The sequence below is a fragment of the Gardnerella sp. DNF00983 genome (assembly GCF_049244265.1).
Classification (GTDB): domain Bacteria; phylum Actinomycetota; class Actinomycetes; order Actinomycetales; family Bifidobacteriaceae; genus Bifidobacterium; species Bifidobacterium vaginale_J.
The window spans coordinates 51,520-64,705 of sequence record NZ_CP058392.1; the positions used below are offsets into that span (position 1 = coordinate 51,520).

The window sequence follows — 13,186 nt, forward strand, 5'->3', positions numbered from 1 at the left end:
TGCAATAAACAAGGGGGAGACGTCTTATGAATATTAGAGCGTTAGAATATCTAATAGCTTTTGCACAAGAAGGAAGCTTTACTAAGGCGGCTGCTCGTATGCGCGTCTCTCAGCCTACTCTTTCAACACAAATTAAAAAACTTGAAGAGACTTTAGGCGTAGAACTTATTGAGCGTACACCCGGAAAACAAATCTTAACTCCTGCTGGGAGGGAAGTGGTTTATTATGCTAAACGTATTCAGGCAGATATGTCACGTATTCGACAAGCTGCAAGACGCTCAGAAGATCCATGGTCATCTACAGTGGTTTTGGGTGTGTTTCCAACATTAGGACCATACTTACTTCCGCGGATTATGCCTGTTCTCAGACGTTTAAAACCAAAACTTACTATTCGCTTTATAGAAGAAAAATCAGCAAAACTTATTGATTTGCTAGATAGCGGTCAAGTTGATGCAGTTATATTAAGCGAAAGTTTGAATGCTCCTTCAATAAAAGTGTGTCATGTTTTTGACGAAGATTTTCTTCTTGCTGCTTCTACAAATTCTTTGCTAGGACACGAAAGTAAACCAATTGAACTTTCAGATTTGTCTACTCAGAAAGTGCTTTTATTAGAAGATGGGCATTGTATGCGTAGAAGCATGCTCGACGTATGCCAAAAAGTAGGTGCGAAGCAATCTGAATTTAGAGCAACATCGTTAGAAACTTTGCGATATATGGTTATAGGTAGCAAAGATGTGACGTTATTGCCGCGTCTTGCAACTGTACCTCCAATTGTGCAGCCAGCTGGTTTGATGTTGCGTGAGTTTAAGAATCCTAAACCTTATCGATCACTATATTTGAATTGGCGCGCAGCTTCTCCAGTAGACAGAATTATGGAAGGATTGTGCAAAATAATTAGTTCAGCATGCTCTGATTTGCATAAAAAATAAGTAGGAATTCTGCTTAAAAATAAAAATAGGCACTTCTGTTTGCTAAGTTAGCTACAGAAGTGCCATATTCTTCTTCTCTTACTTTTCTTTTATTCTCACTTTATTTTGAGAATTATCTGCCTCGTTTTATTCGCTATGTTTTATTTGTTGCTAAATTAATGATTTATAATTCAATGCCAAGATAGCGTGCTACTTGATTTACATCCTTATCTCCACGGCCGGAAACTGTTACTAAAACAATGTCATCCTTACTCATCTTTGGAACCATCTTCATAGCTTGTGCTATTGCGTGTGAGCTTTCCAAAGCTGGGATGATTCCTTCAACTCTAGAAAGTGCGCGGAAAGCTTGGACTGCTTCATCATCAGTGATTGCGTAGTATTCTGCGCGACCAGAATCCTTTAAATATGAATGTTCTGGACCGACTCCAGGATAATCCAATCCTGCAGAAATAGAGTAGGCTGGAAGCTCGTTACCGTCATCATCCATAAGAACATAAGTTTTCATGCCGTCCGTAATGCCAATTTTTCCATTCGTCATAGTAGCAGCATTTTGAGGAGTATCAGCGCCTTTACCTGCGCCTTCAGCACCAATCAATCGTACAGACGGATCATCAATATATGCTGCAAAAGAACCAATTGCATTAGAACCGCCACCAATGCAAGCAATTACAGCATTCGGTAATCTGCCTTCTTTTTCTAGGATCTGCCTTCTCGACTCTTTGCTAATAACGCTTTGAAAATCGCGAACCATTTGTGGATAAGGGTAAGGTCCCACTGCGGAACCAACGATGTAGAAGGTATCATCCAAGTGTTGTGCATAATCCATAAATGCTGCAGTTACAGCATCTTTTAAAGTTTTTGTGCCTTCTTGAACAGCATGAACTTTTGCGCCGAGCAAAGTCATTCTAAAAACGTTAAGTTTTTGGCGTTCACAATCAAGCGCGCCCATAAAAATTTCGCATTCCATGCCGAATCGTGCTGCTGCAGCAGCAGTGGCAACACCATGCTGACCGGCTCCAGTTTCAGCAATAATGCGCTTTTTACCCATGCGCTGAGCGAGTAAAATTTGTCCGAGAACATTGTTCATTTTATGAGCGCCGAGATGGTTTAAATCTTCGCGCTTTAAATACACTTTTGCGCCGCCTAAATATTTTGTGAAAGATTCAGCGTAGTATAAAGGCGTTTCGCGACCGTCGTAATCTTTTAATAATCCAGCTAATTCATTGCGGAACTCTGGATCGTCTTTGTATTGTAAGTAAGCTTCTGCTACTGCGTCGAGTGCTGGACGAATCATATCTGGTACGTACTGTCCGCCAAATTCGCCGTAATACATGTTTTGTTCAACTGCGTTTACCATAATTTTGCCCTTCTTGTGTGTGCCGAGAAAATCGGCATTAGGTTTGTTATTTGTTATTTGTTGTGTTGATTATTTTGTAAATTTGAAGGGCGTGTGCTCAGATAACAAAAAAGCTGGATGGCAGCTTATATGCCATTCAGCTCAAATAACGTTGATGATGAATCCGGCATAGCCCCGTTGATTGTTTAAAATCAGCAAGCCCACACCGATATGTGAACTCGCTTTTAACTACGCCAGCTGCGCCAGAAACGAGTATTCATGTTCATCAACCTCCAATCTTGTTGCACAAGTTTAGCCGTAGCCGTGACAATGTCAACCTTTTAGTGTTAATTCGGCGTTTCGTGCAGAAAAAATTTAACCCCGGCGTCTATGCGCCGGGGAAATAAAGGAGAGAAGAAAAGAATAAGTTTTAGGTGCTCTGCACCTGTCTTTTTGTCGACAATATTATATAATCACACTATTCTGAGCAGAACAGTAACGCTAACTGATAATTACCTGAGAATTATATACTTTTCTTCTAAATCTTGCTATTTTAGGAATTAATTTTCTGAAAACGGAATCATTTTTCTAAAAATATTATTCGCTTAAATCAGCACGATAGAAATGCTCATACGAACGCGACGGAGTTGGACCGCGCTGACCTTGATAGTGTGATCCGTTAACAGCTGAACCGTATGGGTTTTCACATGGTGAGCTTAACTGGAAGAAGCACATTTGACCAATTTTCATGCCAGGCCAAAGTTTAACTGGTAAAGTGCTAACGTTTGAAAGTTCCAAAGTAATATGACCTTCGAAACCTGGATCGATGAAGCCAGCTGTGGAATGTGTCAAAATACCAAGACGACCAAGCGAGCTTTTGCCTTCCAAACGTGCAGCAATAGTAGCGTCAAGTTTTACATATTCCCACGTAGCACCGAGTGCGAACTCTCCAGGATGAAGAATCCATGGCTCGTCAGGAGCTACCTCGAACTGTTCTGTAAGTTCTCCCTGATTTTCTGCAGGATCAACATACGTGTAAGCATGATTGTTAAATAATCGGAAGAAACGGTCGAGGCGCACGTCAATTGACGCTGGCTGTACCATTTCCGGGGTCCACGGGGTCAAATCAATGTGACCCTCATCATGAGCTTTGAGAATGTCGTGATCAGACAACAGCATGACGTCAAATCTCCTTGCAATAAAGCTTATACATCAGCAACTTCATTGTTCGCACGAAATATTTATTGCTATTTTGCGCGAAAAATACAATACGCACAATTGTAGCGCGTGCCGCGGTCTGTGATTGACTGCAAAAAATTTTATAGAAAATAAAAACACAAAACGCGGCACAGAAACGTAGGTTATGTAAAAAACTACGTACTGTACCGCGTATTTGCAAAACAGCTTAATAATGTATTTTATTAAGCGGCAATAGTTAAGGCGTTTGCTGCTTTACGTTTTGCAATGAAACGAAGCACGCATTTACGCAATTCGGAAGCAATTAACACGACCATTGAAAGACCGAGGCATTCGAACCATTCCATTACGCTCAAAGGAACAGTGCCAAATGGCTCGTTCAAGAACGGTATGTAAATTACAGCCAACTGGAGCACAACGGAAACTGCTATAGCACCCCAAAGCCAACGATTTGCAAATAAGCCTACAAATACGCTTTGCGAGTCTGAACGAGATGCTAACGCATTCAGCATTTGCGCAAACACAAGAATTGTGAAGCCCATTGTGCGAGCGTGAGTAAGCTGAGCAGCGTGATCCATAATTCCAACAGAACGGTCCGTAAAGAATCCGCCTGCCAAATGCATATCCATGCCGATTAAAGTGATAGCAGCCATGATTATGCCAATGAATACAATATCTCCCCACATTCGTCGGTCAATAACGCTATCGGTAAGTTTTCGAGGTTTTCTATCCATTACGTCGTCAGTTTGCGGATCAACGCCCATCGCGAGTGCAGGAGCTGCATCTGTAAGCAAGTTAATCCACAAAAGCTGGGTTGCAAGCAAAGGCAAAGTCACGCCAACAGAGTTTGGCTGTGTAATTCCCAGTGCGCCAGCAAAAACAACGCCACCGAAAACAGTACAAACTTCGCCAACGTTAGAACTGAGCAAGTATCGCAAGAATTTACGAATATTGTCGAAAATTCCGCGACCTTCGCGCACTGCTGCAACAATTGTAGAGAAGTTATCGTCAGCCAAAATCATCTTGGCGGACTCTTTAGTTACTTCTGTACCAGTAATGCCCATTGCTACGCCAATATCGGCAGATTTTACTGCAGGAGCGTCGTTCACGCCGTCACCAGTCATAGCAACAATGTTTCCTTGACGTTGAAGCGAAGAAACGATAGCTAACTTGTGCTCAGGAGCTACTCGCGCGTACACGCTAGTTTTACTGATCGCTTCGTCAAAAGCAATGTTGTCGTCGTCGCGTGAGAGCAACTCGTCAAGTTCGTCGCCTGTAAGTGCATGCTCATCTTTTCCAATAATTCCAAGATCTCGAGCAATACGCGTAGCCGTAAGAGGATGATCGCCTGTAATCATAACAGTGCGGATTCCAGCGCGATGAGCTTGAGCTACACTATCTCGAACTTCAATTCGCGGAGGATCAATAATTCCAACCATGCCGTTCCAAATCAAATCAGATTCTAGTACGTCACTTTGTTCCGCAACGTCTGCGATTTGACCTGCAGCGTTAGAAACCATGCCATCAACTTTTGAAAGACTATCGACTCCAAGTGGCCTATAAGCCATTCCAAGCGTTCGGTAGGCTTCTCCTGAAAGACGTTCAACAGTTGCCAAAATATCTTCGCGATCGCCGTCAGTAAGCGGACGCACGGCACCAGCTACTGCAATACGCGTGCAATAAGAAAGCAGCACGTCTGGGGCACCTTTAGCGCAGACGATCAGATTTCCGGAATCAGACCCATCTTTAACAACAACAGACATACGTTTGCGTTCAGAAGTAAAAGGTACTTCCGCAACTCGAGTCAAATGAGCGTAACGTTTGTCTGCTTTTGTTTTACGCGCTGCTACTACTAGCGAAACTTCTGTAGGGTCTCCTACAGGCTGCCAACTTTTAGTAGTTTCGTCATAATGCAAATCGCCGTCGTTAGCTAAACATCCGGAGCCTAACGCGCCTAATACTTCTGTAGCAAGATTTTGTGGCACTGCTAAATCTGCGTCCGCAGAACCAATTAATATCATGCGTCCTTCAGGCTTGTAACCGCTTCCCGTAAGCTGAACTTCGCCGCTAGGTGTTATTACGCGTTCAACAGTCATCTCGTTTCGAGTTAAGGTGCCTGTTTTATCGGAGCAAATAACAGAAGCAGAACCAAGTGTTTCTACGGATGAAAGCTTTTTTACAACAGCATGATGCTTCACCATTCGTTGCACGCCAAGCGCAAGAACTACTGTCAAAATCGCCGCTAAACCTTCTGGAACAGCAGCAACAGCTAGTGAAACAGAAAGCAGCAGAGAATCAATAATATCTTGAATGCTGTGGAAGCCTTCAATCAGCCACATGGAGGCAAGAACAACAGCAGCAATAATGCACACCGCAATTCCAAGAACTTTGGAAACGTGTACCATTTCTTTTTCGAGAGGTGTTGCTTCGTCATCTGATTTTGAAAGCATATCCGCGATTTTGCCAACTTGCGTGCGCATGCCTGTAGAGGTGACTACAGCGCGACCGGTTCCTTGCGTAACAGCAGTTCCGTTGAAAACCATGTTTGTACGATCGCCTAAAGCTTTTGCAGACGAAAGTGTATTCGGACGTTTGCTTACTGCTACAGATTCTCCTGTAAGGCTTGCTTCTGCTACGCGTAAGGAGGCTGCTGCTATAAGTCGACCGTCTGCAGACACAGCATCGCCTTCGCCAAGCACAAGAATATCTCCAGGAACAACTTCTGCAGTATTAATGCGCACAACGCTACCATCGCGCAAAACTGAAGTTTGCGGAGCGCTCATTCTAGCTAAAGCTTCGACTGCTTCTTCTGCGCGCGACTCTTGAATGTAGCCAAGAACTGCGTTTGCAATCAAAATAATGATAATTACGATTGAATCAAACGGAAGAATCTCTCCACCGCTGTTTCCTTTATGTTGTGCGCGCTCAACAAACCACGCAATTGCAGAAATAATAGTTGCTGCAATAAGCAAGTAAACGAGCGGATCTTTAAATTGATCAAGGAATCGTTTCCATGCTGGAATTTTAGGAGCAGCAGCAAGCGCATTCGGACCGAATTGATCAAGTCTTTTTGCAGCTTCCTCAGAACTTAAACCGCATGAAATATCTACGTTAAGCGATTTAGCTACTTGTTGAACATCACACAATGATGGATCTTTGCTATTAGCTGAAGAGTCAGCTGTTTTATTGGATTGATCAAGAGCGTGATCAACCATATCTTCCCCCTTGGGAGTGCCGCGGAGTAGTCAATAATCGCAATGCTAACGCTATTTTTGGCGCTTCGTATTGTAACTATTGCGCGGTTGTGGAATATTGCAATAGTTTGCAACAATTAAGTACCGTTCTATTATGCCATACAACGCGCCGAGCTTAGAATCAGCAAACTTTACCGGATTCAAAAAGCTATTAATAGCAATGCCTCGGGGGCATGTGAGAATAGGAGTATGACTACGAAAAAAGGACCGACCAAGGGGTCGGGTGGAAAACATCGCAATGCTTTACGCGGAAAAGGGCCTACTCCGAAGGCTGAAGATCGCGTGTATCACAAAGCTTATTTTGCTAAGAAAGCTGCTATTAAGCGCACGTTTGCGGATCCTCGTTTGGCTGCGCGCCGCCGAGTGGATAAGCTTGGTAGCGATTCAGACGAGTTGGTAATTGGTCGCAATGCTGCTTTAGAGGCTTTACGAGTTGGAGTTCCAAGTACGCAATTGTATGTAGCTAATCGCATTGAGCACGACGATCGCACTCGCGAAATCGTTAAGTTAGCAGGCATGCAGGGTTTGCGCTTGCTTGAAGCAGATCGTCTTGAGATGGATCGTATTGCGCATAGCACGAATCATCAGGGCATTATTTTGAAAGTTCAGCCTTACCAGTATCACTCTTTGCAAGAGTTGGTTGAACGCGCTGAAAAGAAGGCGCGCGCAATGGAAGCTGCTGATTCAGATTCTGCTCGCATTAATGCTCGACCACTATTTATTGCTTTGGATGGCGTTACAGATCCTCAAAATTTGGGTGCTGTTATTCGTTCTGCAGCAGCTTTTGGTGCTAATGGTGTAATTTTGCCTGAGCGCAGAAGTGCTTCCGTAACTGCTGCCGCTTGGAAGGTTTCTGCCGGTGCTGCAGCTCATTTGCCTGTTGCTCGAGTTGTGAATTTAAATAAGGCAATTCAAAGTTTGCGTGAGCGCGGATGGTATGCAATTGGTCTTGATGGCGGAGGCGATAAGCTTGTTGGAGAAACTGGCTTTGAAACTGACCCGTTAGTTGTTGTGCTCGGCTCCGAAGGCAAGGGCATGAGTCGTCTTACGCGAGAAGCGTGCGATGCAATTGCTGGAATCCCAATTTCTAGTGCAGTTGAATCTCTTAACGCTTCGGTTGCAGCAGGAATTAGTTTGTACGCTGTTGCTAACGCTCGTCGTTTGGCTGCGAAAACAGAACAACTATGAGCGAAAATGCTACTGCGAATGCGAATGCAATTACTACATACGCAACTGCAACTACGAATACGACTAAAAATTTAAATATTTCTAATAAGCTATGGTTCGTAAAGCATGTGCGCGCGCTTATTTTTATTGCGTACATTGCTGTTGTTGTAGTAGTGATGTGCTTCCATGAGCCTTGGTTCGATGAAGCTCAAAGTTGGCTTATTGCGCGCGATTCTTCGTTTGCTGATTTGTTAACTCTTCGTCCACATTATGAGGGTCATCCACCTCTTTGGACTTTGCTTCTTTCAATCCCGGCAAAAACAGGAGTGCCATACGAAATTGGTCTTAAAGGCGTGCAGATTTTATGCACTGCGCTTTTGGGCGGTTGGCTTATTTTCCGCGCGCCTTTTAGTAAATTAGCTGTATTTTTGCTTCCGTTTACGTATTTTTTGTGCTTCCAATATGGCGTTACGTCTCGTCCGTATGCTCTTCTTTGCACGGCTTTGTTCATGGTTGCGCATTATTGGAAACAATCTGATTCTAAACCTTCTGATACTTGGAAACTCGCTTTAAGTCTTGTACTTTTATGTGCAATCAGCGCGTACGGCATTGCTTTAGCAGCAGGTTTTGCTTTGGCTTGGATTTGGCGAGTTGCAAAATCTGCAGGAATTAGAAAAGCTTTCGCTGAAGTATTCTCTAATGTTAACAGATTAGTGAGCTGGATAATCCTTGCTTTAGTCGGAATTGCAAGCATTATTTGCATTTGGCCTGCTTCTAACGCTTTTGCGTCACGTGAAACATTCGACGGAAATTCTTCTCTTACGCAATTCTTGTCGTTTATTTTCGTCATGCCATCAGAAAGCATGTTCACTCAATTTGCAGGAGATGTTTCTTTACGTAGACTCACACTAAGCATACCTTCCGCAATTATTTGCGTTATTATTTCGATTTTAATATGGGCTTTCGCTATAAGAATTGCTTATCGAAGGGGCATGCTTGTTTCTTTGATACTCCCTTACTTGACTTTTGCAGTAGTTGCTACGCAGTATTTCACTTTGCATCACGTAGGAATCGTTTTTGCATTCTTCGTAGCTCAACTTTGGATGTGCATTGCGCGTAAGCCACTGGAATCTAAAGATATGCCGACGATTATTTTTAGGTTATTCAAAGCTGAGAATAAAAATACAAATAAAACTGAAAATAGCAATAGTAAATCTGCAAGTAAATCTGCCGGAAGCAAAGTTATTGCTGGCATTATTACTGTTGTTTTATTGTACCCAAGCTTAGTTTGGAACGCGTATTCTTGCGTTAATGATATTCGATTCGACTATTCAGGCTCGCGTGCACTTGCGCAATTTATTAAGCAAAATCATGCTGAAAATAAGCGATTCGTAACGTCTTGGCTGCATCAGGACGAAAAAACCGATAAGCAAGGTAATGTTATCGTCCCGGAATTTGAAGATATTCATCAATACTCGTGGCAGCTTATTACAGCAAATCCTTATTTCTCAAAGAATCTTATTGATTGCAGTTATAAGAATAGCTCGTTTATTACAAATGAGCGACCATCTAAAGAACAAGCATCAAATGAAATGGCTGTTTGCAAGGCAAAGAAAGAGCCAGAATTCTTCGTTACGGAATCAAGCAAACCTTGGTATTACTTTGTTTCGTTAAATTACAATATTGACCATTACACTGAGCGTACTATTGCTAAAACAAAATCATCTTGGAAAGCAAGAACCTCAGAAGGAAGAATTATTGTATACGAGCGTAAAAATAATTAGCGCATTTATGTAAACATTTAAATATATTTAAATACATTTAAGTATATTTGAGTATATTTAATTACATTATGAAAATGCCCCTGCGTAAGTTGAGTAACTTATTTAGGGGCATTTTTATTACAATGTTTTACTTTTTAATAGTAAAACATGCGGTTTTATTTACCAGAAACCGAATGGATCAAATATTCCACCATCGTCACCGTCGTCATCTCCGCGCTGCTGCAAATCGTCATCATCATCCGACTTACTGTTGCTGCGTTTTTTACTAGGCTTCTTTTGGTTTTTCTTTAGCTGCTTTTCTTGCTTATTTGTGCCATTAACAGCAGCTTCTTCTTGGTCGAATGTGATTTGCAACTTAAGTGTGTTGCCGTTACGAACTATTGTAATCGTAGCTTTTTGGTTGAACGCTGTTGCTCTCACATAGCCGAGAAGTGCGTAATTATTAGATACAGGCTTATCGTCAAATGCAACAATAGTGTCATTGGCTTTGAGGCCAGCTTTTTCAGCAGGGCTTCCTTGATTTACAGAAACAACTTGAGCTCCTCCGCGAGTAATTCCTTCAGACTCAACTGCTGTGCTTTTAATCATGATTCCCAGAGCTACATGCTTTACAGAACCATTTTTAATAATTTCTGTAACTACTCGTTTTACCAAATTTGCTGGAATTGCAAAGCCGATACCGATAGATCCTGTAGCTTCCCCTTGAATTGAGGTTGCTGCAATAGAAGAATTAATGCCTATGACTTTTCCGGCGGCGTTAAAAGTTGGACCGCCCGAATTTCCTGGATTAATAGCTGCATCAATTTGTACAGCATTAGTTACAACTTCAGAGCGGCTTTGATCATCCATAACTGATACTGGACGATTCAGAGCAGAAACAATGCCTGTAGTAGCCGTATCGTCATATCCAAGCGGATTTCCGATTGCCATAACCGGTTCGCCAACGGAAAGTAGATTAGAGTCAGCAAATTGGACTGCCTTTAAATTATTTGGTGAATTGTCTAATTTAAGTACTGCCAAATCAGTAGTTTTATCCGCTCCAACTAATGTGGCTGAATAAATTTGACCGTTAGAAAGCGTTACTTGAATTTCTTTTGCATCAGCAATTACGTGATTATTTGTTACAACGTAACCTTTTGAGTCAATGATTGCTCCAGAACCCTTTCCCATGCCTTTCTCTAAACGAGTTTGTATAGAAACAACAGCTCCAGAAACATTTTTTGCAACTCCTTGCCAATCTGGAGCTTGACCGCCTTTAACTACTGCGGTTCCAGGGCCAGAAGAATTAGATCCGATGCTTGATAAAGAGCTGCTTTGTGGAATTGAAATAAGACCTTGCGAGATTGCAAACAGAACTACAACTACGCAAACTATTGCAGAAATTGCAGAGGATAGAATGGCAACAAAAACAGTTGATGAAGAGCTTTTTGTTTTTCTCTTGTTACCTTTCTTATTTGTGTTTTTCGCATTGTTTTTAGCGTTTTTATTTTCTGCATTTGTGTTAATAATGCTCGTTTTTGCTATATTTTCATTTTCTTCGTTGCTTGCATTATTTCCAAAATTCTGTTGTGCTGGTGTTTGATTGCCAACTTCATTATTTGGGTAGGAATTATTGTCTGTGCCGTAATTATACGTATTTCCGAAGCTATTAGAATTATTATTTCCGTAGTAATTTTGCGATCCGGTGTATTGCGTAGGAGCATTGCTGATATTTGTATTATTCGCATCGTTATTTTGGTTTACGGCGTAATTGTTAGCTGGATACTGTGTAGTGTTTGTACCAGCTTCATTTTCGTTATTTGTTGGACCGTAAGCTCCGAATTCAGGAGCTGGGCTATATGTTTGTGCTGGTTGTGCTGCTTGCGTTGGTTGTGCTGGTTGCGTTGCCTGCGTCGGCTGTTCCTGCTGCTCGTAATATCCATTATTTGCAGTTTCATTGGATTCCTGCTGATTTGCACCATACATATCGTCAGCCATTCATCCTCCTTACAAAAGACTCTTAACACACCATAATAAACCATGCCGTTATCTATGTAATAGCTAGTATGTTTTTTTATAATTTTTTAAATAATTTGCTTTATAAATTTCATAAATTTGCAAATTAATTGGATATTGTCACATGAAAATATAAATTGTGCGTGTTTTTTGATTTACGCTCGTCATGCCTTCTAATAAAGTAAATGTTATGACAAGTCTTCTTGAACATCCACGCGGAGCTGAACCGGGGAAACCTGGTGACCGCAAAGAATTTTCTTTTACAACCAAAACGCGACTTTCCAATACTGCTGAAGGTAAAGGTCGTGATGGCGCTCGCTATGGGCGCACCGGCGTAATTCACACTCCTCACGGAGATATTCAAACTCCAGCTTTTGTGCCTGTTGCAACTCAAGCTGCAATGAAGGCAGTATTGCCAGAAAGCATTAAGGATTTGGGTGCGCAGTGCATGCTTTCAAATGCTTTTCACTTGTATGAGCGTCCGGGCGCGGATGTTCTTGACGAAGCTGGCGGATTGGGAAAGTTTATGAACTGGGATAAGCCAACCTTTACGGATTCTGGTGGATTTCAGGTTCTTTCTTTGGGTGCTGGTTTTAAGAAGACGCTTGCAATGGACGTTACTGGCATGAAGTCGGACGACGTTATTGCAGCCGGTAAGGAGCGCATGGCTTTTGTTGACGAGGATGGCGTAACTTTTAAGTCTCCTCTTAACGGAGCCAAGCACCGTTTTAGTGCTGAAATTTCTATGGGAATACAGCATAAGCTTGGTGCGGATATTATGTTTGCTTTCGATGAGCTTACTACTTTGATGAATACGCGTCGTTACCAGGAGGAGTCAGTAGAGCGCACTTTCCGCTGGGCTAAGCGTTGTGTCGCTGAGCATCAGCGTTTAACGCAGGAGCGCGTTGGTAAGCCTTATCAAGCGTTGTATGGTGTTGTGCAGGGCGCGAATTATGAGGATTTGCGTAGGCATGCAGCTGAAGAGATTGCTTCTTTAGATTTTGATGGAGTCGGAATCGGCGGCGCTATTGAGAAGCGAATTATTGGTGATACTTGTGCATGGATTTGCGATGCTATGCCAGAAAATCGACCTCGTCACGTGCTTGGTATTGCTGCAGTTGACGATATTTTTGCGTGTGTTGAAAATGGTGGAGATACTTTCGACTGTGTTGCTCCTGCTCGCTGCGGAAGGAACGGTGCAATTTTTACTCGACATGGTCGCTACAATGTAAAACGTGCTGAGTTTAAGCATGATCAGCGTCCGCTTGAAGAAGGCTGCGATTGCTACACTTGCACGCACTATTCCAGAATGTATGTGGATCATTTGTTGCGCGCTAGTGAAATGAATGGATTTACGCTTGCGACCATTCATAATGAGCGTTTCTTTGTGAAATTACTCGACGATATCCGAGCTTCTATTGACGGCGGATATTTTGAAGAGTTCCGCGATGAGACTCTTGCGCACTATTACGAAAACGGTTCTAAAGGCTGAGAGCAGTTTTGACCACAAAATGCTAGGCTAAA

Annotated in this window: 8 protein-coding genes; 4 read left to right on the forward strand and 4 right to left on the reverse strand. The window is 42.4% G+C overall.

The window, feature by feature from the left end; translation table 11 throughout:
- Positions 1 to 26 precede the first annotated feature (26 nt).
- Positions 27 to 929, forward strand: a complete 903-nt coding sequence (locus tag HXT34_RS00220) for a LysR substrate-binding domain-containing protein (RefSeq protein ID WP_415687609.1) — start codon at positions 27 to 29, stop codon at positions 927 to 929.
- A gap of 163 nt (positions 930 to 1,092) precedes the next feature.
- Here the strand turns inward: HXT34_RS00220 and trpB are convergent, their stop codons facing one another.
- The 3 genes from trpB to HXT34_RS00235 form a co-directional block, all read right to left on the reverse strand.
- The gene (gene trpB, locus HXT34_RS00225) at positions 1,093 to 2,286 is read right to left on the reverse strand and encodes a tryptophan synthase subunit beta (protein ID WP_415683131.1); all 1,194 of its coding nucleotides are present in this window, start codon (positions 2,284 to 2,286) and stop codon (positions 1,093 to 1,095) included.
- Positions 2,287 to 2,862: 576 nt separating this feature from the next.
- Positions 2,863 to 3,444 carry a dCTP deaminase gene (gene dcd, locus HXT34_RS00230; protein ID WP_004109442.1) on the reverse strand — a complete coding sequence of 194 codons (582 nt, stop codon included), beginning with the start codon at positions 3,442 to 3,444 and terminating at the stop codon, positions 2,863 to 2,865.
- Positions 3,445 to 3,686: 242 nt separating this feature from the next.
- Positions 3,687 to 6,677 (reverse strand): cation-translocating P-type ATPase, encoded by a 2,991-nt coding sequence (locus HXT34_RS00235; protein ID WP_421784877.1) that lies wholly within the window; start codon positions 6,675 to 6,677, stop codon positions 3,687 to 3,689.
- A 228-nt stretch (positions 6,678 to 6,905) separates the two neighbouring features.
- Here HXT34_RS00235 and rlmB point away from each other — a divergent pair, with 228 nt between their 5' ends.
- Positions 6,906 to 7,904: a 23S rRNA (guanosine(2251)-2'-O)-methyltransferase RlmB gene (gene rlmB, locus HXT34_RS00240; protein WP_004106172.1), complete on the forward strand. Its 999-nt coding sequence runs from the start codon at positions 6,906 to 6,908 to the stop codon at positions 7,902 to 7,904.
- The gene (locus HXT34_RS00245) at positions 7,901 to 9,667 is read left to right on the forward strand and encodes an ABC transporter ATP-binding protein (protein ID WP_421784879.1); all 1,767 of its coding nucleotides are present in this window, start codon (positions 7,901 to 7,903) and stop codon (positions 9,665 to 9,667) included. The genes rlmB and HXT34_RS00245 overlap by 4 nt, the downstream gene beginning before the upstream one ends.
- A 159-nt stretch (positions 9,668 to 9,826) precedes the next feature.
- Here the strand turns inward: HXT34_RS00245 and HXT34_RS00250 are convergent, their stop codons facing one another.
- Complete coding sequence (locus HXT34_RS00250) at positions 9,827 to 11,644, reverse strand: S1C family serine protease (protein WP_421784881.1); 1,818 nt, start codon at positions 11,642 to 11,644, stop codon at positions 9,827 to 9,829.
- Between the two features lie 184 nt (positions 11,645 to 11,828).
- On the opposite strand from HXT34_RS00250, the gene tgt reads away from it, so the two are divergent.
- Complete coding sequence (gene tgt / locus HXT34_RS00255; protein WP_415683127.1) at positions 11,829 to 13,154, forward strand: tRNA guanosine(34) transglycosylase Tgt; 1,326 nt, start codon at positions 11,829 to 11,831, stop codon at positions 13,152 to 13,154.
- The last annotated feature ends 32 nt before the right edge of the window (positions 13,155 to 13,186 follow it).